Here is a 23,476-nt window from a genome sequence, read left to right as displayed (position 1 = left end):
GGGCGCCGTAGGACCACCGATGCGCCCGTTCGACCTGACCGGGCAGCGGCCGCGGATCACGAAGCGGGTCAGGCCGTTGCGCGACCCGTTCTCGATCGGCGTCGACACCGGGTCGGGCCGGCTGGCGGTGGCGTCCCGGAGCGACGGGACGCTGCAGCTCGTCGACCCGTGAGGAGGCCGGGCGCTCAGGTCGTGCGGAGGTCCCGGTCTCACGACGGTGCGGGTTCCACCGCCCCGAGCCGGCCGTCCGCCATCGCCGACACGCGCGCGGCGAGCCGCACCGCGTCGCCGGCGTCATGGGACACGACGACGGCCGGGATCCGCCGCTCCGACACGACGTCGCGGACCACCCGTGCCGCGGCGGCGTGCGCCTCGGCGTCGAGCGCGGAGAACGGCTCGTCGAGCAGCAGCGCCGACGAGCGACGGGCCAGGGCGCGGGCGAGCGCCACCCGCTGGCGCTGACCGCCGGAGAGCTCCCCCGGGCGTGCGTCGGCGTGGTCGGCGAGCCCCAGGCGTGCAAGCCAGTCCAGCGCCTCGGCGCGACGCTCGGCGCGGCCCCCTTCGCCCCCGATCGCGAACGCGACCGTGCGCCAGGCGCTGAGGTGCGGGAACAGCGCGAGTTCCTGGGCGACGAACCCCACGGCCCGGTCCCGCGGCCGGACGTCCACCCGCCCGTTGCGGGCGAACCACTCCTCGTCGCCACACCGGATCGTGCCCTCCTCGGGGCGCAGGAGCCCGGCGAGTGACCGCAGGACCGACGTCTTCCCCGACCCGGACGGGCCGACGACGAGCACGATCTCGCCGGCGCCCACGCGCAGGTCCGCGGCGAACAGCCGGTCTCCGCGCCTCACCCGCAGGTGGGCGTCAAGCACGGGCGTCCACCTCGCCCCGCGCCGTCAGGAACCGTGCGAGCAGCAGGAGCAGCGCCGAGATCACGACGAGGACCGCGGACAGCGCCAGCGCACCCGGGAAATCGGTCGCGAAACGCGTGTAGACCTCCAGCGAGGCCGTCCGCGTCACCCCGGCGAGGGAGCCGGCGAACATGAGGGTCGCGCCGAACTCGCCGATCGCCCGCGCGAAGGTGAGCGTGGCGCCCGCCCCGAGCCCCGGCGCGGCGAGCGGCACGGCGACCCGCAGGAACACCGCGCCCTCCCCCGCGCCCGACAGCCTCGCGGCGTCGAGGACCGCCGGGTCGAGGGCGCCGAACGCGCTCTGGGCCTGGCGCAGGTGGAAGGGTCCGGCCACGAAGACGAGGGCGACCACGACCGCTGCAAACGTGAGCGGCAGGCGAACACCGGCGTCGTCGAGCGCCCCGCCGACGACCCCCTGCGGCCCGAAGGCCGCCAGCAGACCGATCCCCGCGACGGCGGGGGGCAGCACCAGCGGCAGCTCGAGCAACGCCCCGAGCAGGGTCCGTCCGGGGAAGCGCGTCGTCGCGAGCACGTACGCCGCCGGAGTGCCGACGACGACCACCACCAGGACGGCGATGCCCGAGCCGAGGAAGCTCAGGCCGAGCGCCGTCAGCGACGCGTCGGAGCGCAGGCTCGCCCAGAGCCGGGCCGGCGCCGTGTCGGTGAGGATCGCGACGAGCGGGAGCGCGAGCGCCAGGACGACGCCGACGAGGGCGGCGGACGCCAGGACGCCGAACGGCGTCGGGCGCCGGCCGCGCACCTCAGCCCGCGGCGCCGGGGGCGAGAAAGCCGGCGGAGCGCAGGGCCTGGCCGCAGGCCCCGGTGCGCAGGTCGGCGAGCAGCGCGCGGGCCGCGTCGGCGTGCTTGGAGCCCGTCACGACGGCAGCCTCGTAAGAGACCTTCGGCTGGATCGCCGCCGGCAGCGCGACGGCCCGGACGGCGCCCTTGGTCGCCTGCACGTCGGTCCGGTAGACGAAGGCCGCGTCGACCACGCCCTGCTGGAGCTTGGCGAGCACGCTCTTGACGTCGGGTTCCTCCGTCCGCACCCGCGCCAGGATCGCAGAGCGTTGCTTCTCCGGCAGCCGACCGAGCGCCTTGCGGGTGTAGCTGCCCACGGGCACGGACGGGGCACCGACGGCCAGGCGAGCACCTTCGTCGGACGCGAGCGCGTCGAGGTCCGCGACCTTCGCGCCCTTCGCCGGCACGGCGAGGACGAGCTCGTTGCCCGCGAAGGCCTCGGGCCGGCCGACCTTGCCCTCCGCCGCCAGCTGCTGGGGCAGGGTCGCGTTGGCCGCGGCGAAGAGATCGCCTCCTGCCCCCTGCCGGATCTGGGCGGCCAGCTCGTCGGACCCGGCGAACGACAGCCGCACCTTCGCGGGCGCGTAGTCCTTCGTGCAGGCGGTGAGCGCGCCGGTCAGCGACGCGGCCGCTTGCACCGTGAGGGTGGGCCGTTCGGCGTCCTTCGCGCCATCGTCGTCGGACCCGCAGGCCGTCAGCCCGGCGAGCGCAGGAACGAGCGCCAACAGCGCCAGCGAGCGAGTGCCCCGCGGACGCGACGATCGGCGTGGACGAGGATGTGCGGACGAGGCGACGAGCGGCATCGTGCCCAAGCATTGCATGGGCACATGCGCCCCGCCATCCACCGCCACCAGGGCGACCGGTGTAGGCAGCGGAGGTGCTCCCTGCGACCCCGCCGCCTGCGGCGGGCCGGTCACCGGCGTCAGCCCACCAGCCGCACCGTCGCCCGCCGCGTCGTCGCCGGGGCCGTCCCGGCGCGGGCGCGGGCGGTCACGCGCACGACGATCCGTCCCCCGGACCGCACCGCCCGGCGCAGCGACAGCGGGGCGCGGAGCCGCACGGTCGTGGCGGCACCGGGGGCCGCGACCGTCCGCGGCACCGGGCGCGGCGAGCGGACCCGGACGCTCCGGCCGCCCGGCAGCCGCACCCGAACGGGAGCGCGCACGGTCGTCCGCAGGGCGCAGGCCGGCTCCGTCGTCGTGCAGCGGACCCGGAGCGCGAACGTCCCCGACGCCCCGACCCGGACTCGCCGCGTCAGCACCCGGACACCAGGCCGGGGCGGCGCCGTGATCCCCGCGCCGTCGCTCTCGTGGCCGTAGACCGCGGGCGTGCGGGCGTAGGCGCGCAGCGGCGGCTCGGCCGCGACGCCGCGGGACCCGACCGCGGCCGGGAAGCTCGTGAGGAACCCGGCCAGGGCGATCGGGACCTTCAGGTTGACGACGTCCCCCAGCAGCCCCGGCAGGAAGGCCTCGCCGCACGCGCCCGCCGGCAGGCGGGACGGGTCGGCGGGACCGGGGTGGTCGATCGCGTCGAGCAGCAGCCGGTAGGTGATCGCGTCTCCGAGGATCGCGAAGTGGTCCGAAGGCCGGTTCGGACAGACGTCCTGGAGCGCGATGTTCCGCGCGCCCGGCAGGGTCGAGGCGCGCGGCTGCGGGGAGACGAGCTCGTCGAACCGGCTGGAGATCGTCGTGAACGCCAGGCCGCCCTCGCCCGTCGGCAGCGGGTCGCGGTTGATCCGGCGCAGGAACGCGGACCCGGGCGTCGCCTGCCACGCGGACGGCGGGCAGGCTCGGCCGCCGGAGCACAGGCCGGCCGTCAGCTCGGTGCCCTGGTCCGGCGCGGCGATGCCGACGACGTCGCTGACCGACGCGGCCACGTCCGGCCAGAACGTCACCGCCCAGCGCTCCGCCAGCGCGATGAAGGCGTGCCCGACGAGGACGACCGGCCGGCCGCTGCGGGCGCGCATCTCGCGCACCGCGTGGACGACGTGCTCGGCCTCGTCCTGCAGGTCCTCGGTGCCGGGGTGCTCGAGGTCCAGCGTGCAGACCGGCACGCCGACGGCGGGCAGCTGCCGGGCGAGGTTCCAGCCGTAGGACTGCTCCGACGTGGCGTAGTCCGGGGCGAGCAGGACCGGCGGGCGGCTCGCGGCAGCGAGGTCGCCCCGGCAGTTCAGGGAGACGGCGAGCTCGGCCGCCGGGACCGTGAGCGCCGGGCCGGAGGACGCGGCCGCGCGAGGCGTGGCGGCGGGCGCGACGACCAGAGGACGGGCGGCGGTCGGGGACCTCGGAGGGCCCGTTTCGGCGCGGGCCGGGCCCGTCGCCGTAGGGCTGCGGCCCGTCCCGGCATCGCCCATGGCCGGCGCAGCGCCGACGAGCGCGACCGCGAGGGCCGACGCCGCCGCGACCGCCTCGCGGATCACCGCATGGTCGGCGCCGAGGCGATCATCGCGCCGCCCCGGCCGGCGCGGTCGATGCCGCGGTTGGCCAGCTTGCGAAAGGCGCTGCCGTCGCGCTCGAACGCGTCGGCGGCGCGGCGCACCGCGGCGGTCGTGTGCGCGCGGCGCAGGCGCTTGGCCGCCCGGCGCGCGGCCGCGGCGTAGCGGTCCGCGGCCTTGGAGAGGTCGTCCAGCCCGGACAGCACGAGCTCGCGGCCCGCGCCCGCCTGGGGCGTATCGGCCGGCTCGGCGCCGAAGTCGCGCAGCAGCCCGGCGGCGGTGCGGCCGACCTTGGCGTGCACGCGGGCCACGCGGTCGAGGTACGAGAGGTACGACCGCAGCGTGACCTTGGCGGGCGGGCGGACGGCGCCGATCTCGCGCTCGACCTTCTCGCGGGTCAGCGCCGTGGTCGTGACGAGGGCGCGCAGCCCGTCGTCGCTGGCGGACGCCGGGGCCGACGTGCCGAGCAGCCCGCCCAGCACGACGAGCACGAGGGCGAGGACCCGGGGTGGACGGCGCATGGACCGACGGTACCCGGCCGCGGCCCGGCGTGTCCCGGGCGCGGTCTCCCGAACGGGACGCGCCCCGCCCCGTTCCCGCGCGGCGGGCAGGGGCCGTCCACCCGTACGGCCCCGTGGACCGAGACTCAGCCGCCGAGGCCGAGCAGCCCGAGCAGGCCGCTCAGGAGGGCGCCGAGGCCGCCGGCGTCGGGCGCGGGCGCCGGGGCGGGGGTCGGCGTGGGCGTGGGCGCCGGGGCGGGGGTCGGCGTCGGGGCCACCGGCGCGTCGGGCGCCGGCGCCTTGGTGATCAGGGAGCGGCCGCGCTTGAGCCGGTCGTCGCCGCGATCGGAGAGCTTCTTCGTCGCGCCGCCGCCGTCCAGGGTCCCGGCGATCCGGACGATCGCCTTGGCGGTGCGGGCCTTGCGCGTCTTGCGGACGGCCTGCAACACGACCTTGCGCTGCTGCGTCAGAGCCTTCGAGCCGTCGCGGAGCCCGCTGACCATCAGCGAGCGGCCGCGCTGGGCCTCGGGCGTCTGGAACGCCTCGCCCGCGAACTTCTTGCGGTAGCGGTCGTAGCTCGCGCTGACGCGGGCGAAGACCTTCGCGGTTTCGCCGTAGAAGCGCACCACCCGCGACCGGTACACCTTCACCGACGACGGCGAGCCCAGCCGGCCGGCGGCGGTGTCCAGCTGCGCCTCGAAGCGCTTCTCGGCGGCCCGCTGCGCGGTGACCAGCGCCTTCAGCCCGGCGTCGCTGGCGGACGCCGCGGCGGGCGGGCCGAGCAGCGCCGCGAGGGCGACGAGGACGAGGAAGGATCGGCGGAGCGACACGCGGCGCATGAGCGCCACCGTACACCCGCGGGCGACGTCGGGCATCCCCAGGACGGACGTTCCACACCGCCCCGCGGGCCGCGGGCCGAGCTGTGGACGGACCGGCCATGCCCCGGCGCTTGTCCAACGGGCCAACCGCACCCGTCCCGTCGTCCAACACCCGGGGGACAACACCCGCCCGGCAGCCTGGACGGCTGTCGAAACGCCGGGCCGACGCCCGATGTCAGGGTCATCCGTGGTGCACGACGTCGACGCGACCCCCGAGGCAGAGTTCGCCCTGCGCACCGCCAAGCGCCGGGACGTGCGCTTCGTGCGGCTGTGGTTCGTGGACGTCCTCGGGCTCCTGAAGGCGGTCGCGATCCCGATCTCCGAGCTCGAGGGCGCGCTGGAGCGCGGCGTCGGGATCGACGGCTCAGCCCTGGACGGCACGTTCCGCGGCCTGGAGCGCGACGTCATCGCGGTGCCGGACCCGTCGACCTTCCAGGTGCTGCCCTGGACGCCGGACGAGCGGGTCGCCCGGGTCTTCTGCAACATCCAGAAGCCCGACGGCTCCCCGTCCGCCGGGGACTCGCGCGCCGCGCTGGACCGCGTCCTCGCCCAGGCGGCGGAGCTCGGCTACGAGCTGCAGGTCGGCGCCGAGGTCGAGTTCTTCCTCTTCGACCAGGAGGGCCGCCCGACCGACGACGGCTCGTACTTCGACTTCCAGGCCCAGGACTCCGGCTCGCCGGTCCGCCGCCGCACGATCGAGCACCTCGAGGGCATGGGGATCCCCGTCAAGGCGTCGCACCACGAGGCGGCGCCGTCCCAGCACGAGATCGACCTCGTCCACACCGACGCGCTGTCGATGGCCGACGCGATCGTCACGCTGCGCGCCGCCGCCAAGCAGGTCGCCGCCGAGCACGGGGCGCTCGCGTCGTTCATGCCCAAGCCGCTGACCGGCGCGTTCGGGTCCGGCCTGCACCTGCACCTGTCGCTGTTCGAGGACGGCGAGAACGCGTTCTTCGACCCCGACCCGCTGCGGCCGCTGTCGCCGCTGGGCAGCGCCTTCCTCGCCGGGGTGCTCGCCCACGCCCGCGAGTTCACCGCGCTGACGAACCAGTGGTCGAACTCCTACAAGCGCCTGGCCCCGGGCTTCGAGGCGCCCGAGGCCACGACGTGGACGCTGCACGGCCGCTCGTCGCTGGTCCGCGTGCCCAGCAACCGTCCGGAGCTCGCCGACGCCGCCCGGATCGAGCTGCGCTCCCCGGACCCCGGCTGCAACCCGTACCTCGCGCTCGCCGCCGTGATCGGCGCTGGCCTGCGCGGCGTCGAGGCCGCCTACCAGGCACCGGTGCCGGACGAGGACCCGCCGACCGCGCCGCCGCTGCCCGCCACGCTCAACGAGGCCGCCGACGCGCTCGACGGCTCCGAGCTCGTCCGCGACCTCCTCGGCGACCGGCTCGTCGACGCCGTCCTGCGCAACAAGCGCGGCGAGCTCGAGGCCGAGCGGGCGACCGTCACCGAGTACGAGCGCACGACCCTCCTCAGGCGGCTGTGAGCGACGCCTGGATCATCGGGGACGACGAGGGCGTCGTCTCGGAGACCGCCCGCGCCGTGGCGGAGCTCGGCTTCCGGCCGCTGCGCGCGCACGCGAACGGCTCGATCGACGTCGACCAGGGCGCGTCCCCCGGCCGCGGCACCCCGGACATCGCGATCGTCCTGGGCAACGTCGCGTCCGTCGCGTCGCTGCGCGCGGCGCCCGACCTGCAGGACGTCCCGATCGTGCTGTCGCTCGGGCCCGAGCAGCTCGACGACGCGGGCGCCCTGATCGGCGTCGACGAGCTGCTCGTCACGCCGTTCCTGCCCGCGGAGTTCCGGATGCGGATCGCCCGGGCCCGCAAGCAGGTCAACGGCATCAGCGCCGACGACGTCGTCCGCGCCGGCACGCTCGAGATCGACCTCGCCACCTACCAGGTGACGATCGACGCGACCCCGGTCGACTTCACCTACACCGAGTACGAGCTGCTGCGCTTCCTCGCGACGCACCCCAACCGCGTGTTCTCGCGCGAGGCGCTGCTCACCAGCGTCTGGGGCTACGACTACTACGGCGGGGCGCGGACGGTCGACGTCCACGTCCGCCGGGTGCGGGCGAAGCTCGGCGTCGAGCATGCACAACGCCTGAAGACCATCCGGTCGGTCGGGTACCGATTCGAGATCCTGGAGTGCAGCCCATGACGGTCAGGAGCATCCCGCGACGGTCGATCTACACCGGCTTCCGCGCCTACATCAAGACCGTCGGCACGGGCGAGCGCGGCCGCCGCCCGCTGACCCGCGAGGAGGCCCACGACGCCACGCGGATGATCCTGGCCGGCGAGGCGACGGACGTGCAGAGCGCAGCGTTCCTGACCGCCATGCGCATCAAGGGCGAGAACCCCGAGGAGCTCGCCGGGATGGCCGACGCGCTGCGCGAGCGCGCGACCCCGCTCACGGCCCGCACCGACCGGACGCTCGTCGCGTGCGCGGGCGGCTACGACGGGTGCGTCGACGCCCCGTCGCTGTCGCTCGCCGCCGGCGTCGTCGCGGCGGCCGCAGGCGCCGGGGTCGTGATCCACTGCGGCACGACGCTCGGCCCGAAGTACGGCGTCACGCCCGCCGACGTCCTCGGCGTCCTCGGCGGGCCCGCGCGGCCGACGGGCCCCGAGAGCGAGGCGATGCTCGAGCGCACCGGCGTCACCGTCGTCCACGTCGCCGAGCTGCTCGCCGGCTGGCAGAGCGTGGCGACGATCCGCGACGAGGTCGGCCTGCGCAGCCCGATCCACTCGGCGGAGAAGCTCGTCGACTGGTTCGGCGCGAAGCGCTTCATCGTCGGCTACGCGCACAGCCAGTACGCGGCCCGCCTGTGCGGGGCGCTGGACCTGCTGGGCGCCGAGCGCTCCTACGCCGTCCGCGGCCCCGAGGGCTCGGACATCATGCGGCCGGGCCGCCCGTCGGCCCATCTGAACGGCGAGAAGATGGACCTGCCCGAGTCCGTCGGCGACAACCTGGCGCCGGCGCCCGGCGCCGAGGCCGCGGCCGCGATGACGCGCGCCGTGGTCGACGGTTCCGCCGACCGCATCGTCGCGTCGACCGTGACGCTCAGCGCCGGCCTGCGCCTGCACGCCTGCGGCGTCGCGCCGACGGTGCTCGCCGGCGTCGCCGCGTCGCGGGCGGCGATCGCGGACGGGCGCGCCGCGGCGACGCTGGACGCGCTGACGGTCTGAGCGGCCCCGGACCCCGCAGGCCGACGACGTTCGACGCGGTGGTCCGCCGCGCTCACTCTCCGGCCGGCGGCCCGAACCACCGCGCCAGCGCGTCCTCGAGTCCGGCCGCCGGGCCGTCCCCGACCCAGGCGACGTGGCCGTCCGGCCGGATCAGGACGGCGTCCGGCGCCGCGACGGCGCCGAGCACGGGGAGCTCCCACGCGCCGTCGTGACGCGCATCGACCAGCCGGACGCGGTCCGACCACCCGGCGACCCCGAGGCGGCCCGGCACCCCGAGGTGCAGCAGCACCGGTCGGGCGTCGTGCAGCAGCGCGAAGGCGCGGACCGGGCCGTCCGCGGTCTCCAGGTCGAGGTCGGGCATGCGTCGCCCGAGCAGCGGATGGCCCTCGCCGAGGTCGTAACGGACGTCGAGGCCGGAGGCGAGTCCGGTCAGCAACCGTCGCGCGTCCGGGAGCGCGGCGAGCTCCGAGACCGTCTCGACCAGCGCGTCCATGTGCCCGTCGCGGCGCTGCATCGTCCCCATCGCCATCGTGTGGCGGAGCACCCGCGCGACCGCCGGACGACGCTCGGCGTCGTAGGTGTCGAGCAGGCCCTCGGGGGCGTGCCCGGCGGCGACGGCGGCCAGCTTCCACCCGAGGTTCACGGCGTCCTGCACGCCGAGGCCGAGGCCCTGCCCGCCCACCGGGTAGTGCACGTGCGCCGCGTCGCCGGCGATCAGGACCCGGCCCGCCCGGGACGCCGCGGCCTGCCGCGTCGCGTCGGTGAACCGCGAGATCCACGCCGGGCCACCGGCGCCGAAGTCGGTGCCGAACGCGGCCGCCAGCGCGGACCGGAGGTCCTCGGGCGTGGGCTCCGTCCCCGGACCGACGGCCCGCTCCGTGACGACGACCGAGAACGTGCCGTCCCCCGCCGGGACGATCCCGTGGACACCGGCGGCGTCGTGGCGCAGGCCCACCGGCGGCTCCTCGGCCATGGCGACCCCCTCCGCGATCAGCGTGCTGCGCGTCGCGTCCCGGCCCGGGAAGGCGATGCCGGCCTCCTTCCGGACCAGGCTCCGCCCGCCGTCGCAGCCCACCAGCCAGCCGGCCCGCAGCATCCGGCCGTCCGACAGCCGCACGTCCACCCCGGTCGCATCCTGCGCGAAGTCCGTCACCTCGATCCCGCGGAGCACCGGGACCGACAGGTCGGCGGCCCAGGCGCCCAGCAGCCGCTCGACCCGCTCCTGCGGGATCCCGACGACGTACGGGTGGCGCGACGGCAGATCGCCGAGGTCCAGCCGGGCCGTGCCGAACGGCACGACCGCGTGCGTGTGGGCCTCGGCGAGGAACCGTCCGGCGACCCCGCGCTGGTCGAGCAGCTCGATCGTCCGTGCGTTGAAGCCCTTCGCCCGCGACCCGACCGGCTCGTGGCCGGTCCGGCGCTCGACGACCGCCACGTCGGTCCCCGCCAGCGCCAGCTCGGCCGCCAGCACCAGCCCCGTCGGGCCTCCCCCGGCGATCACCACGTCGTGCTCCGTCGTCCCCATCCCGCTCCTCCGATGTCCGCATCCGAGCCCCTGCGACGGACGAGTATGGGACACGGATCACGGCCTCATGAGGCCTTCGTGTGCGCTATACATTGGCTATGGAGGGGACGGTTCGCCGTCCCCTCTCGGCGTTCCGGGCGCCGCGCGCCGTGGGCACCGTCCGGCGCCGCCGGGCGTCGAAGGCGGCGCCCGTCCGCCGCGGACATCACGCGACGGGACCACCCTCCGTGCACCGTGATCACGGCCTCGGTGACGACCGTCACAGGTCCTGAAACAGAGCAGCAACACGACCGTGCGCCTTCCGTCATGCAACGGGCACGGTGCGGTCACGGAGGCTCCGTAGAACCCTCGTCATGGCCGTCACCACCGAACCTCCGCGCACCTCGCTGCCGCCCTCCGGTCCCTCGCAGACGCCATCCGGCTCGTCGCGCCGGGGCCGCTGGATCGACGACTGGAACCCCGACGACGAGGCGTTCTGGGAGTCGACCGGCAAGAAGATCGCCAAGAAGAACCTCGCGTTCTCGATCTTCGCCGAGCACATCGGCTTCTCGCTCTGGGTCATCTGGGGCGTCATCGCGATCAACCTCGTCAACGTCGGCATCACGCTCAGCCTCTCCGAGCTGTTCTGGCTGACCGCGCTGCCGAACCTCGTCGGGTCGTTCCTGCGGATCCCCTACACCTTCGCGGTCCCGCGCTTCGGCGGACGGGCCTGGACCGTGGTCAGCGCGTCGCTCCTGTTCGTCCCGGCGCTGCTCCTGGCGATCGTCGTCCCGAGCGGCTGGCTCGCCGACCAGTCCCACGACACCCAGCTCTGGGTGCTGATGCTCTGCGCCGCGACGGCCGGCGTCGGCGGAGGCAACTTCTCCTCCTCGATGGCCAACATCTCGTACTTCTACCCCGAGAAGCACAAGGGCGCGGCGCTCGGCCTGAACGCCGCCGGCGGCAACCTCGGCGTCGCCGTCGCCCAGCTCGTCGTGCCGCTGATCATCATCGTCGGCGTCCCCGCCGCGGCCGTGAAGGCGATGCCCCACGAGGTCCACCTCGCCTACGCCGGCCTGATCTGGATCCCGTTCATCGTCATCGCCTCGCTCGGCGCGTACCTCTACATGGACTCGCTGTCGCAGGCGAAGGCCGACAAGGCGTCGTACGTCAAGGCCGCCAAGCAGCCGCACGCCTGGATCATGTCGGTGCTCTACATCGGCACCTTCGGCTCGTTCATCGGCTACAGCTTCGCGCTGCCGCTCGTCATCAAGAACACGTTCCCGGAGTTCCTCGCCAACCACACGTTCATCGCGACGTACCTCGCCGGGCTCGGCTTCATCGGCGCGCTGATCGGGTCGATCGCCCGCCCGATCGGCGGCTGGCTGTCGGACCGCGTCGGCGGCGCGAAGGTCACCCTCGCCTGCTTCGTCGGGATGGCGCTCTTCACGCTGCTGGCGATCGTCGGCGTCAACGACCGCAGCTTCGGCCTCTTCTTCGGCGCCTACTGCGTGATCTTCCTGCTCGCCGGCGCCGGCAACGGCTCGACGTACCGGATGATCCCCGCGATCTTCTCGGCGCTCGGCCGCCGCGAGGGCGAGGACGCCGCCACGAAGCTCGACTTCAAGCGCCAGGCCGCGGCGGTCATCGGCATCGCCGGCGCGATCGGCGCGCTCGGCGGCTTCTTCATCCAGCTCGCCTTCCGCCAGGCCAGCCTCGGCGTCACCGCCGCGGTCAAGGCGGCGGACACGCCGGCCGAGAAGGTCCAGGTCGCCGCCGCGAACGCCGACTGGTCCGTCGGCGCGCTCTGGGTCTTCCTCGGCGCCTACGTCGTCATGGCGCTCATGACCTGGGCGTTCTACCTGCGCCGGTCCTCGGCCACGGGGCCGGTCCCCAGCGTGGCGGAGGCGTCGGTCTGACCCACGCCGGGCGGCCACCGCGGCCCCCGCTCCCGCCCGACCCCGGGCGCCGCCGCCCCTCCCCCGGGCGGCGCGCCCACGTCGTCCGCGGCCCCGTCCGACCGTCCCCACCGTCCCTTCCCTCACGATCACGAGACCTTCGATGACCACTCCCCAGCACACCCACACGGACCTCCTGGTGATCGGCGGCGGCATCGCCGGCCAGGCGGTCTGCGAAGCCGTCCGCGAACGCGACGCCGCGACGACGATCGCGATGGTCTGCGAGGAGCCGCGGCTCCCGTTCGACCGCGTGTCGCTCTCCCACCTGCTGGTCGACGGCAAGGATCCCGAGGCCCTGCAGCTGCGGCCGGACGAGTGGTACGAGGACCAGCGCGTCGCCGTCCACGTGGGCGACCGCGTCGCCACCCTGGACGCCGACGCCGGCCTCGCGACCCTCGCGTCGGGCGCGTCGATCACGTTCCGCCGGACGGTCCTCTGCACCGGGTCCGAGCCGCTGATGCCACCGCTGCCGGGCATCGAGCTGCCCGGCGTCATCCCGTTCCGCGGGCCCGAGGACTGCCAGACGATCCGCAAGGCCGCGGCCGACGGGGTCGAGGTCGCGGTGATCGGCGGCGGGCTGCTCGGCCTCGAGGCCGCCTACGGCGTCGCGTCGCAGGGCGCGTCGGTCACCGTCGTGCACCTGATGGACCGCCTGATGGAACGGCAGCTGGACGACCCGGCCGCCGAGCTCCTCGAGCCCGCGCTGAAGGAGCTCGGCGTCACCGTCCTGCTCGAGCGCCAGACCCGGTCGATCCTGGGGCCCGACCGCGCCCGCGGCCTGCGCTTCCAGGACGGCGAGCAGCTCGACTGCGGCCTCGTCGTCGTCGCGATCGGCATCCGCTCCCGGACCGACCTGGCGAAGGCGTCGGGCCTGGCCGTCGAGCGCGGCATCGTCGTCGACGACCGGATGCTGACCTCGCACCCGCGGGTCCTCTCCGTCGGCGAGTGCGCCCAGCACCGCGGCATGGTCTACGGCATCGTGGCGCCGATCCACGAGCAGGCGCTGGTCGCCGCCGAGACGATCGTCGCGCTCGCCGCGGCGGGCGAGACGATGGACGCCGAGCTGCCGTCCGAGGGCGCCACGCGCGCCTACGAGGGCTCGATCCTGTCGGCGAAGCTCAAGGTCATGGGCGTCGACCTCGTGTCGATCGGCGACGCCGACGCGTCCGGCGCTCCGCCGCCCGGCTCGCCGCCGACCGTCGGGCACGCGACGTCCGCCGCCGTCCACGACCGCGAGGCCGGGATCTACCGCAAGCTCGTCGTCCGCGACGGCCGGCTCGCGGGCGCGATCCTGATGGGCGACACCCGCGGCCACGAGCTGCTGCTCGACGGCGTCAAGAACGCCATCGAGGTCGAGGACCCGCTCGCCCTGCTGGCCGAGGCGTCGCAGGCCTCCCCCGCCGACCTGCCCGACACCGCGCAGGTCTGCAACTGCAACGGCGTCTGCAAGGGCGACATCGTCAAGGCGATCGTCGAGAACGACCTCGGGTCCACCCAAGAGGTCGTCTCCACCACGCGCGCCGGCGCCGGCTGCGGCTCGTGCAAGCCGGTCGTGTCGGAGATCCTCAAGGTCGTCCGCGGCGGCAAGGTCGACGAGGCCACCTACCTCTGCCCGTGTCGCAAGCAGACGCGCGACGACCTCGCCGCGGTCGCCCGCGAGCAGGGCTGCGAGTCGGTCTCCGAGCTCTCCGCCGCGTGCGGCGCCGGCCGCGACTGCGGCTCCTGCAAGCCGGGCCTGGCCTACCTCGTCTCCGAGGTCAACCAGAACCAGCACCGCGAGGAGCGCCACGCCCGCTTCATCAACGACCGCGTCCACGGGAACATCCAGAACGACGGCACGTTCTCCGTCGTCCCGCGCATGCGCGGCGGTGTCACCACCCCCTCCGAGCTGCGCCGGATCGCCGACGTCGCCGAGCAGTTCGAGGTCCCCCTGGTGAAGGTCACCGGCGGCCAGCGGATCGACCTGCTGGGCATCAAGAAGGAGGACCTCCCCGCGGTCTGGGAGGCGCTCGACATGCCCTCCGGCCACGCCTACGCCAAGTCCGTCCGCACGGTCAAGACGTGCGTCGGCACCGGCTTCTGCCGCTTCGGCCTCGGCGACTCCATGAACGCCGGGATCGAGCTGGAGCAGATGATCGAGGGCCTCTACACGCCCCACAAGGTCAAGCTCGCGGTGTCCGGCTGCCCGCGCAACTGCGCCGAGTCGCTGATCAAGGACATCGGCATCGTCGCGATCGAGGGCGGCTGGGAGATCTACGTCGGCGGCGGCGGCGCCGGTACGATCAAGAAGGGCGAGCTGCTCGCCACGATCGAGGGCAAGGACGAGACGCTGAAGACCGCGTGCATCTTCCTCCAGTACTACCGGGAGCACGCGGAGTACCTCGAGCGCACGATGCCGTTCGTCGAGCGCGTCGGCCTCGAGACGATCCAGACCGCCGTGCTCGACGAGGAGCACGGCGAGCCGGCCGAGCTGTACGAGCGCTTCAGGATCGCCAAGGCGGCGAGCGACCCCGACCCGTGGCGCGAGCGCCGCGCCCCGGCCGTGCCGAAGCAGTTCGAGGAGCTCGACACGGCCGCCACGCCGATCGGCCCGCCCCCGGGCGCCGCCGTCGACGGTCCGGACGACGGCGGTGGCGGCTCCGTGGAGCGCCCGCTCGTCGTGCACCGCGTCGAGGGCGGCCGCGCCGCCGGCGCGCTGCGCCCCACCACCCCGACCCGCCAGGAGACTCCCGATGCGTGACGTGACGATCGCCCGTTCCCCCGTCGCCGAGGCGGGGACCACCAGCCCCGCCGACCTCGAGGCCCTGCGCGCCGGCGGCTTCACGGACGTCGGCTCGTCCGCGGACGTCCCGATGCTCGAGGGCCGCAGCGCCACCGTCGACGGCCGGCGCGTCGCCGTCTTCCGCCTGCCGACGGGCTTCGCCGCCACGGACGCCGCGTGCCCGCACAAGGGCGGCCCGCTCTCGGACGGCCTCGTCGCCGACGGCTGCGTCACCTGCCCGCTGCACAACTGGCGCCTGGACCTGACGACCGGCGAGGTCAAGGGCGACGACACCGTCGTCCCGATCCACGACGTCGTCGTCGCCGGCGGCCGGCTGTGGGTCCGGATCGCCGCCGGTGCCGGAGCGGCGCCCGCGCCCGCCCCGCGCGTGACCGCCGGCGCGATCGGCGCGGCGATCGCGGCCTCACCCACCGGCGACGCGAACCCGTTCGTCGCGACGCGGCGCCCCGCATCGTCCCCGTCTGCGTCGGCGGCCGGAGGACCGCCCCGGCGACCGTCGTCGACCGCCGGGACCCCGACGCCACGGTCCGCGTCCGAAGACCCGTCGCCGCGATCCTCGTCGACGGCGGCCGCGTGACGGCGCAGCGCACCGTCCGCACGGCTTGCCCGTACTGCGGGACCGGCTGCGGGCTGAAGGCGACCGTCGAGCGCGGACGGCTGGTCCGCGTCGAGGGCGACGAGGAGCACCCCGTCAACCGCGGTCGCACGTGCGCGAAGCCCCTGGCGATGCCCGGGGCCGCCCACTCCCGCGACCGCGCCACGACGCCGCGCCGGCGCGAGGTCGCCGACGGCCCGTGGCGCGACGTCACGTGGGACGAGGGCCTCGGCTGGGCGGCGGAGCGCCTGCGGGCGATCATCGACGAGCACGGCCCCGAGGCCGTCGCGTTCTACGTCTCCGGGCAGCTGATGACCGAGGACTACTACGTCGTCAACAAGCTCGCCAAGGGCTTCATCGGCACGAACACCGTCGACTCGAACTCCCGGCTGTGCATGAGCTCGGCCGTCGCCGGCTACAAGGCGACGTTCGGGTCCGACGGGCCGCTCCCCAGCTACGACGACATCGACGAGGCCGACTGCATCCTGCTGCTCGGATCCAACGCCGTGGCCTGCCACCCGATCGTGTGGAGCCGGATCCGTGACGCCCAGCAGCGCCCCGAGCGCGACGGTCGTGGGCCGTGCCAGGTCATCGTCGTCGACCCGCGTCGCACGCAGACCGCCGAGCAGGCCGACCTGCACCTGCCCGTCCGTCCCGGTGGCGACGTGCCGCTGCTGCTCGGGATGCTGCACGTGATCGAACGCGACGGCCTGACCGACGAGGCGTTCCTGGCCGACCACACCGAGGGCTGGGAGGACCTGCGCGCCCAGGTCGGCGAGTGGCCGGTGGAGCGCGCGGCCGAGGTCTCCGGCGTCCCCGCCGCGCTGATCGAGGACGCCGCCCGCCGCTTCGCGACCGCCGGTGCCGCGATGACCTGCTGGACGATGGGCGCGAACCAGTCGGTCGTGGGCACGGACAAGAACCGCGCGCTGCACGCGCTCTGCCTGACGACCGGCCACGTCGGTCGCCCCGGCGCCGGCCCGCTGTCCCTGACCGGCCAGCCCAACGCGATGGGCGGCCGCGAGGTCGGCGGCCTGTCGACGTTCCTGCCGGGCTACCGCAACGCGGCGTCCGCCGAGGACCGCGAGACCGTCAACACGTACTGGCGGCTCCCCCCGACCGCCGCCGGGATCAGCGAGCGCCCCGGGCTCGTCGCGACCGACCTGATCGACGCCCTGCACGCCGGGACGGTGAAGGCCGTCTGGATCATGGCCACGAATCCCGCGGTCTCGTTGCCCGACAGCGCGAAGGTCTTCGAGGCGCTCCGCCGCGCCGACCTCGTGGTCGTCCAGGACGCCTACCACCCGACGGAGACCACCGCCGTCGCCGACCTCGTCCTGCCCGCCGCGCAGTGGCTGGAGAAGTCCGGGACGACCACGGGATCCGAGCGGCGAGTGACGCTGATGCGCAAGGCGATCGATCCGCCCGGCGAGGCGCTGCCCGACTGGCAGATCCTGGCGCGGCTCGCGGCCGCGATGGGCTGGGAGGAGCAGTTCTCCTGGCCCGACGCCGCCGCCGTCCACGCCGAGTTCGTCGGCCTGACCGCGGGCCGTGTCTGCGACCAGACCGGCCTGACCCACGGCCGCCTGGGCCGAGACGGCAGCGTCCGCTGGCCGTTCACCGCCGAGGACGCCGAGCGGGCCGAGCGGCTCCGGGACCCGGTGCTCGCCGGGGACGATGCTGCGACCGTCGCGGCGGATGGTTCGCTGGGCGACGCGGTGGACGCTGGGCAGACCGCGGCTGCGGACGCCTCGCGCGCCGACCCGCGCTCGCCGTCCGGCGACCGAGCCCCGAGCAGACCCGACCGCGCGCACCACAGCCCGCGGCTCTACCCCGACCACGTCTTCCCGACCCCGTCGGGCCGCGCGCGCCTGGGCCGGCTGGACGAGGGGCCCGTGTTCGAGGCCACGGACGACGACCATCCGCTGATCCTCACCACCGGACGCGTCGGCGGCCAGTGGCACACGATGACGCGGACGGGCAAGTCGCCGCAGCTGCTGGCGGCCGACCCCGAGCCGTTCGTCGAGCTGCACCCCGACGACGCCCGCCGCGCCGGCGTGACCGACGGCGAGCGCGTGCGCCTGGTCTCGCGCCGCGGGGAGGCCATCGTCCGGGCGCGGATCCCGGCCGAGGACCCGAGCGACGCCGTGCGCTCCGGCGGCGCGCTGCGCGGCGGGGCGATCCGGCCGGGCGTCGCGTTCGCCCCGTTCCACTGGGGGCTCCTGCATGCTCCGGCCGGCGACGGCCAGCTCAACGCGCTCAGCCACGACGCGACCGACCCCGTGTCGCGCCAGCCGGAGCTCAAGGCGATGGCCGTGCGCGTCGAGGCGCTGGTGGCCGCGCTGCCGACGCGCGAGCGTCCCGCCGACCGCGAGCGAACCGGCCCCGCGGACGGCGGCGACCGACCGGACGACCAGGGCGCCCCGCCCCGGAACGACCCCCCGGCCGGATCCGCCGGGCGCCGCGAGCGGCCGGGCCGGCGCCGCGAGCGCCTCGTGATCGTCGGCGGCGGCATGGCGTCGATCGCCGTGATCGAGGCCGCCTTCGCGCACCGCCCGTCCGCGCACTGGGAGGTCACCATCCTCTGCGGCGAGGCGGACGCCCCGTACGACCGCGTGCGGATCTCGCACCTGATCACGCCCGACCCGCGCGAGGACGTCGCCCTGCGCCCGCAGGAGTGGTACGCCGCGCACGACATCGACCTGCGGCTGTCCACATGGGTCAAGCGGCTGGACACCGGGGCGATGGAGGTCGAGCTCGAGAGCGGCGAGCGGATCCCGTACGACCGCGCGGTCATCTGCACCGGCTCGCAGCCCGCGACGCCGCCGATCCTCGGGCTCGACCTGCCGGGCGTCGTCCCGTTCCGCACCCGCGCGGACGCCGGGCGGCTGAACCGGATGGTCCGCCGCGGCGCGATGGCGACCGTCATCGGCGGCGGGCTGCTGGGCCTCGAGGCCGCGGCCGGCCTGGCCGAGCACGGCGCGTCCGTCACGATCGTCCACCGCGGCAACCGCCTGATGGAGCGCCAGCTGGACCGCGGCGCCGCGCGCCTGCTGGAGCGCCGGATCCGCGAGCTCGGGATCCAGCTCCTGTTCGAGCAGCAGACCGACCGGATCGTCGGCGGCAAGCACGTCACGGGCGTGCGCTTCGCCGACGGCGACGAGCTCGCGTCGGACCTCGTCGTCGTCGCCACCGGCATCCGGCCGGAGATCCGCGTGGCGAAGCGCTCGGGCATCGCCTGCGACCACGCGATCGTCGTCGACGACGAGCTGCGCACGAGCGCCCCGAACGTCTGGGCGGTCGGCGAGTGCGCCCAGCACCGCGGCATCGTCTACGGCCTCTGGCCGCCGATCGCGGCCCAGGCGCGGACGGCCGGCGCGACGATCGCGGGGGTCCCGGCGGGCTACCAGGGCAGCCCGCTGGCGACGACGCTGAAGGTCGTCGGCATCGACCTCTTCGCGTGCGGCCACCCGTGGGCGAACACGGACGACGACGACGTCGACGAGGTCATCTCCGTCGACACGCGGCGCGGCAACTACCGGCGCCTCGCGCTGCGCGACGGCCGACTCGAGGGCGCGGTCCTGCTCGGCGACCTGTCCCTCGCCGCGGAGCTGACCGGGCTGACCGCGGGCGGCCCGGTCGGCGTCGGCGGAGAGCTCGTCCCCGACGACCTGCTCGACGCCCTGGTCGGATCCGGAGGCGCCCCGCGCGCGGTCCCGGACACCCAGCTCGTCTGCTCCTGCAACCAGGTCACGGCGGGCACCATCCGCGGCGCGATCGGCGACGGCTGCGCGACCCTCGGCGCGGTCAAGGACGCGACCGGCGCGTCGGGGGGCTGCGGCGGCTGCGCGACCCAGGTCGAGGCGCTGCTGGCGGCGCAGGCGGCGGAGGCGGTCGCGGGGTAGGCGGGGGTCGGGTAGGCGGGCGCCGGGTAGGCGGGGGGCGCCGGCCGCCGGGGGGGGGGGGGCGGGCGCCGGGGGGGGGGGGGGGGGGGGGGCCCCGGCGGGGGGGGGGGGGGCCGGCTCGCTCCGCGGCGGGGGCCGGGGGGCCCGGGCCCCGCGGGCCGCCCGGATCCGCAAGGCCCGCCCGTCGCGGCCGGGCGTCCGCCAGCAGCGGCCCCCGGTCGTGGCCGCGCGAGGCCGGCCGCGCGCCCGGGTCAGTCCCCGCTGGGCGCCGACGCCGACTCGTCCGCCGTCTCGACCGCGTCCGCCGCCCGCGCGGCGTCGTCCTCGGCCGACCAGCCGGACTGCGCCGCCCGCGGCGCCAGCAGGTAGTGGGAGACGATCCACTCGTTGCCGTGCTGGTGGCCCCAGACCTCGTCGGTCGAGAGCAGGAACAGCCGCCACGTGCCGAAGAGCCGGCGCGCGCCGCGGCGACCGCGCTCGGGCTCCAGCAGCGCCAGCGCCGCGTCGCGGTTGGAGTCCAGGCGCTGGAGCCACTCCTGCAGCGTGCGCGCGTAGTGGGTGCCGGAGACCGCCCAGCGCTCCGTCAGCGCCAGGTCGTCCTGGAAGCGCTCGAGCAGGTCGTGCGACGGCATCGTGCCCTCGGTGAAGAACCGCTCCGACGCCCAGGAGTCCGTGAAGCGGTACGCGAGGCGGCGGTGCGAGAAGACGTGCACGAAGAGCCGGCCGTCGGGGCGCAGCCAGCCGGAGATCCGCCGCAGCAGCTCCTTCCAGTTGCGCAGGTGCTCGAACATCTCGACCGAGACCACCCGGTCGAACGCGTTCTGCGGGAGCTCGAGGACGTTGACGTCGGTCGTCTGCACGTGGACGCGGTCGGCGACCCCGAGCTCCCGGGCCCTCGCCTCGATGTACTCGCGCTGCGGACGCGAGTTCGACACGGACGTGACGGTGCAGTGCGGGAACCGCTGGGCGACGTAGAGCGACACCGAGCCCCAGCCGCAGCCGAGGTCCAGGACGTCCATGCCGTCCTCGATGCCGGCGCGGGTGACCGTGAGGTCGAGCATCGCCTCCTCGGCCTCGTCGAGCGTCGTGACCCCGTCGGACCACAGGCAGCCGCTGTACTTGCGGCGTGACCCGAGGAACAGGCCGAGGAAGGCGGCAGGCAGCTCGTAGTGCTGCTCGTTGGCCTTCTCCGGCAGCTCGGCGACGTTGCCGGTCGACATCCGCTGCACGAGCTCGGCGAGCCGGCGGTCCTGGGCCTCGACCCCGTCGCGCTCCTCCCGCCGCAGGCGCTTGGCGGTGCCGAAGCGCGTCCCGATCCGCAGCACCGGGTCGGGCAGCAGGCCCTTCTCCAGCAGCAGGTCGAGGGCGGCGTAGCGACGCGGCGTCGAGCGGGTCATCGGGCGGGTGCCTCCATGGAGGGTGAAACGGACGCGGGCGGCGGTCGGATGCGGCGTCGCGGCGGGCCCCGAACCCTGACGGGTCGCGCGGCCGATCACCACCGGGCGGACGGACGTCGGCGCCGCTCGCGGCCCGGGCCACGACGGCCGCGACCGTGGACCGCCGCCGGGCTACGCTGGCGCCATGTCGACCGAGCAGCCCGACCTCCCGCCGAGCGTCTACCAGTTCGAGATCTACGGGAAGGGCCTCGGCGGCGAGAAGCCGCTCCTGCCCACGACCTACGAGGGGATGCGCGCGCGGGCCGAGCAGGAGCTGTCCCCCGCCGAGTACGGCTACGTCGCCGGCGGCGCCGGCGACGAGCGCACGATGGACGCCAACCGCGAGGCGTTCGACCGGGTCCGGCTCGTGCCGCGGATGCTCGGCGAGGTCGGCACGCGCGACCTCTCGACGATCGTCCTGGGCACGAAGCTCAACGCGCCGATCCTGCTCGGCCCCGTCGGCGTGCTGTCGATCGTCCACCCCGACGGCGAGGGCGCGGTCGCCCGGGCCGCGAACGCCACCGGCGTGACCCACGTCCTCAGCAACGCGGCGTCGTCGACGATCGAGGAGATCGCCGCCCTGACGCCGGACGCGCCGCGCTGGTTCCAGCTCTACCCGCCCAACGACCCGGAGGTCCGGCGCAGCCTGGTCGCGCGCGCCGAGGCCGCCGGCAACGAGGCGATCGTCGTCACGCTCGACACGCTGACGATGCCGTGGCGGCCGCGGGACCTGCAGAACGCGTACCTGCCGTTCCTGCTCGGCGAGGGCATCGCGAACTACACGTCGGACCCGGCGTTCCGCGCGAAGCTCGAGCGCACGCCGGAGGAGGACCCGCAGGCCGCGATCGGCATGTGGGCGATGACGTTCCCGAACCCCGAGATGTCGTGGGACGACCTCGCGGCGCTGCGCTCCGAGACGTCGCTGCCGCTGCTCGTCAAGGGGATCATCCACCCCGACGACGCCCGCCGCGCGGTCGAGCTGGGGATCGACGGGATCGTCGTCTCCAACCACGGCGGCCGGCAGGTCGACGGCTCGGTCGGCGCGCTGGACCAGCTGCCGGCGGTCGTCGCGGCGGTGCCGGAGACGGTGCCCGTCCTCGTCGACTCCGGGGTGCGGACCGGGTCCGACGTGCTGAAGGCCCTGGCGCTCGGCGCTCGGGCCGTGCTCGTGGCGCGGCCGTGGGTCTGGGGCTTGGCGCTCGAGGGCCGGGAGGGTGTCGAGCAGGTCGTGCGCTCGCTGCTCGCCGACCTCGACCTGTCGCTGGCGATGTGCGGCCTCTCGAGCGTGGCGGACGTCGGCCCGGACGCGATCGTCGCGCGGCCGTAGGGACCCCGGGAGCGCCGCCCCGGATGGCTCGCGGTCGCGGGATCGCCCGCCCACATTGTGATTTCCCGCAACCTCCCGGAGGTTCCTCACGCAACCATCCACCGGTTCCGGACGTTCCGAAGGGGTAGCGGTCGCGCATACCGACCCCGGACCGTCCCGCCCGAGGAGCACGCATGTCGACCACCGAGTACTGGTTCGCAGGATCCACCGAGGAGTTCACGCCGCCGCAGCTGGTGGCCCAGGCCGTCGCCGCCGAGGAGGCGGGGTTCGACGCGCTCGGGCTCTCCGACCACTTCGGCCCGTGGTTCCCCGGCGGGCAGGGCTCGCAGGCCTGGGTGACCCTCTCCGCGATCGGCGCCGCCACGACGCTGCCGCTCGCCACCGGCGTCACGCCGGTGCAGCACCACTACCACCCGGGCGTCATCGCGCAGTCCTTCGCCGCGCTCGCCAGCCTCTATCCGGGCCGCATCACCCTCGGCGTCGGCTCGGGCGAGTCGGTCAACGAGTCACCGCTGGGCCTCGACTGGCCGTCGGTGGCGGAGCAGCAGGCGCGCTTCGATGCGGGCCTCGAGGCGATCAACCGCCTGTGGGCCGGCGAGACCGTGACGATGGACGGCGGCTGGTTCCGGCTGAAGGAGGCCAAGCTCTTCACGCTGCCGGAGAACCCGCCGCGGATGATCGTCTCCGCCTTCGGCCCGAAGGCCGCGAGGATCGCCGCCGAGCGCGGCAGCGGCCTCTGGACCCTCGGCGACCCCGAGCAGGCGCCGGCGGTCATCGACGCCTACAGGGCCGCGTGCTCCGACCTGGGCAAGGAGCCCGGCACGATCGTCCTACAGAGCGGCATCTCCTGGGCGGCGACCCAGGACGAGGTGCTGCGCGGCGCCCGCAAGTGGAAGCCGACGCAGCTGCCGGAGCTCTACACCGCGGACATCTCGGGCCAGGCCGACATGCAGCAGCTGGCGGACCGCACGATGACCGACGAGGAGTTCGCGCACGAGGGCTTCATCGCCTCCGCCGACCTCGACGAGCACGTGGCGCGGATCAAGGAGATCGAGGACCTCGGCGCCGACGCCGTCTGCCTCCAGCTGATCGGCAGCGCGGACCCGATGGGCACGATCAAGGCGTACGGCCGGACGGTCCTGCCGGCGCTCGTCGGCGACTGAGCCTGAATCCACCGGTGTGCCGGTAATCGGCGGCCCCGATCATGAGATCGCGGCGTTTGAGTGATCGAGGGCCGCGAAGCGGCCCTCGATCTGG

The 23,476-nt window shown here is 75.1% G+C and carries 18 protein-coding genes; 10 read left to right on the top strand and 8 right to left on the bottom strand.

The window, feature by feature from the left end:
- Window positions 1–19: 19 nt before the first annotated feature.
- Window positions 20–172 (top strand): hypothetical protein, encoded by a 153-nt coding sequence (locus AB0L40_RS03515; protein WP_364349237.1) that lies wholly within the window; start codon window positions 20–22, stop codon window positions 170–172.
- Window positions 173–209: 37 nt separating this feature from the next.
- Here the strand turns inward: AB0L40_RS03515 and AB0L40_RS03510 are convergent, their stop codons facing one another.
- The 6 genes from AB0L40_RS03510 to AB0L40_RS03485 all read right to left on the bottom strand — a co-directional run bounded on the left by AB0L40_RS03510 (window position 210) and on the right by AB0L40_RS03485 (window position 5,482).
- Complete coding sequence (locus tag AB0L40_RS03510; RefSeq protein WP_364349234.1) at window positions 210–872, bottom strand: ATP-binding cassette domain-containing protein; 663 nt, start codon at window positions 870–872, stop codon at window positions 210–212.
- Window positions 865–1,671, bottom strand: a complete 807-nt coding sequence (locus AB0L40_RS03505) for an ABC transporter permease (RefSeq protein ID WP_364349231.1) — start codon at window positions 1,669–1,671, stop codon at window positions 865–867. Before AB0L40_RS03505 ends, AB0L40_RS03510 begins: the two co-directional genes overlap by 8 nt.
- Window position 1,672: 1 nt before the next feature.
- Entirely contained in the window at window positions 1,673–2,434 is a 762-nt protein-coding gene (gene modA / locus AB0L40_RS03500) for a molybdate ABC transporter substrate-binding protein (RefSeq protein ID WP_364349228.1), read from the bottom strand.
- Window positions 2,435–2,631: 197 nt separating this feature from the next.
- Entirely contained in the window at window positions 2,632–4,128 is a 1,497-nt protein-coding gene (locus AB0L40_RS03495) for a hypothetical protein (RefSeq protein WP_364349225.1), read from the bottom strand.
- The gene (locus tag AB0L40_RS03490) at window positions 4,125–4,664 is read right to left on the bottom strand and encodes a hypothetical protein (RefSeq protein WP_364349222.1); all 540 of its coding nucleotides are present in this window, start codon (window positions 4,662–4,664) and stop codon (window positions 4,125–4,127) included. The genes AB0L40_RS03495 and AB0L40_RS03490 overlap by 4 nt, the downstream gene beginning before the upstream one ends.
- A gap of 125 nt (window positions 4,665–4,789) precedes the next feature.
- Window positions 4,790–5,482, bottom strand: coding sequence for a hypothetical protein (locus AB0L40_RS03485; RefSeq protein ID WP_364349219.1), 693 nt, complete (start codon window positions 5,480–5,482; stop codon window positions 4,790–4,792).
- A gap of 226 nt (window positions 5,483–5,708) precedes the next feature.
- Here AB0L40_RS03485 and AB0L40_RS03480 point away from each other — a divergent pair, with 226 nt between their 5' ends.
- Genes AB0L40_RS03480 through AB0L40_RS03470 form a run of 3 tightly spaced genes read left to right on the top strand, consistent with a single transcriptional unit; the run spans window position 5,709 to window position 8,712 of the window.
- Window positions 5,709–7,010 (top strand): glutamine synthetase family protein, encoded by a 1,302-nt coding sequence (locus AB0L40_RS03480; protein WP_364349216.1) that lies wholly within the window; start codon window positions 5,709–5,711, stop codon window positions 7,008–7,010.
- Window positions 7,007–7,687: a response regulator transcription factor gene (locus AB0L40_RS03475; protein ID WP_364349214.1), complete on the top strand. Its 681-nt coding sequence runs from the start codon at window positions 7,007–7,009 to the stop codon at window positions 7,685–7,687. Before AB0L40_RS03480 ends, AB0L40_RS03475 begins: the two co-directional genes overlap by 4 nt.
- On the top strand, window positions 7,684–8,712 hold the full coding sequence (locus tag AB0L40_RS03470; RefSeq protein ID WP_364349211.1) for a hypothetical protein: 1,029 nt from the start codon (window positions 7,684–7,686) through the stop codon (window positions 8,710–8,712). The genes AB0L40_RS03475 and AB0L40_RS03470 overlap by 4 nt, the downstream gene beginning before the upstream one ends.
- Before the next feature lie 52 nt (window positions 8,713–8,764).
- Here the strand turns inward: AB0L40_RS03470 and AB0L40_RS03465 are convergent, their stop codons facing one another.
- Complete coding sequence (locus AB0L40_RS03465; RefSeq protein WP_364349208.1) at window positions 8,765–10,237, bottom strand: FAD-dependent monooxygenase; 1,473 nt, start codon at window positions 10,235–10,237, stop codon at window positions 8,765–8,767.
- 353 nt (window positions 10,238–10,590) lie between these two features.
- On the opposite strand from AB0L40_RS03465, the gene AB0L40_RS03460 reads away from it, so the two are divergent.
- The 4 genes from AB0L40_RS03460 to AB0L40_RS03445 all read left to right on the top strand — a co-directional run bounded on the left by AB0L40_RS03460 (window position 10,591) and on the right by AB0L40_RS03445 (window position 19,456).
- Window positions 10,591–12,135, top strand: a complete 1,545-nt coding sequence (locus tag AB0L40_RS03460; RefSeq protein ID WP_364349205.1) for an MFS transporter — start codon at window positions 10,591–10,593, stop codon at window positions 12,133–12,135.
- 142 nt (window positions 12,136–12,277) lie between these two features.
- Window positions 12,278–14,914 (top strand): nitrite reductase large subunit NirB, encoded by a 2,637-nt coding sequence (nirB, locus tag AB0L40_RS03455; protein ID WP_364349202.1) that lies wholly within the window; start codon window positions 12,278–12,280, stop codon window positions 14,912–14,914.
- Entirely contained in the window at window positions 14,907–15,533 is a 627-nt protein-coding gene (locus AB0L40_RS03450; protein ID WP_364349199.1) for a Rieske 2Fe-2S domain-containing protein, read from the top strand. The genes nirB and AB0L40_RS03450 overlap by 8 nt, the downstream gene beginning before the upstream one ends.
- On the top strand, window positions 15,530–19,456 hold the full coding sequence (locus AB0L40_RS03445; protein ID WP_364349196.1) for a molybdopterin-dependent oxidoreductase: 3,927 nt from the start codon (window positions 15,530–15,532) through the stop codon (window positions 19,454–19,456). Before AB0L40_RS03450 ends, AB0L40_RS03445 begins: the two co-directional genes overlap by 4 nt.
- 251 nt (window positions 19,457–19,707) lie before the next feature.
- Here AB0L40_RS03445 and AB0L40_RS03440 read toward each other — a convergent pair whose 3' ends face one another.
- Complete coding sequence (locus AB0L40_RS03440; RefSeq protein ID WP_364349193.1) at window positions 19,708–20,853, bottom strand: cyclopropane-fatty-acyl-phospholipid synthase family protein; 1,146 nt, start codon at window positions 20,851–20,853, stop codon at window positions 19,708–19,710.
- A gap of 184 nt (window positions 20,854–21,037) precedes the next feature.
- Here AB0L40_RS03440 and AB0L40_RS03435 point away from each other — a divergent pair, with 184 nt between their 5' ends.
- Both AB0L40_RS03435 and AB0L40_RS03430 read left to right on the top strand, forming a co-directional pair.
- Window positions 21,038–22,219 carry an alpha-hydroxy-acid oxidizing protein gene (locus tag AB0L40_RS03435; RefSeq protein ID WP_364349190.1) on the top strand — a complete coding sequence of 394 codons (1,182 nt, stop codon included), beginning with the start codon at window positions 21,038–21,040 and terminating at the stop codon, window positions 22,217–22,219.
- Window positions 22,220–22,392: 173 nt separating this feature from the next.
- A complete protein-coding gene (locus AB0L40_RS03430) occupies window positions 22,393–23,382 on the top strand; it encodes a TIGR03557 family F420-dependent LLM class oxidoreductase (RefSeq protein WP_364349187.1) in 990 nt (329 codons plus the stop codon).
- Window positions 23,383–23,476 lie beyond the last annotated feature (94 nt).

The organism is Patulibacter sp. NPDC049589 (assembly GCF_040675535.1).
GTDB lineage: Bacteria > Actinomycetota > Thermoleophilia > Solirubrobacterales > Solirubrobacteraceae > Patulibacter.
The sequence above is the reverse complement of the archived record's forward strand: the minus strand, read 5'-3'. Positions and strand labels throughout refer to the sequence as shown.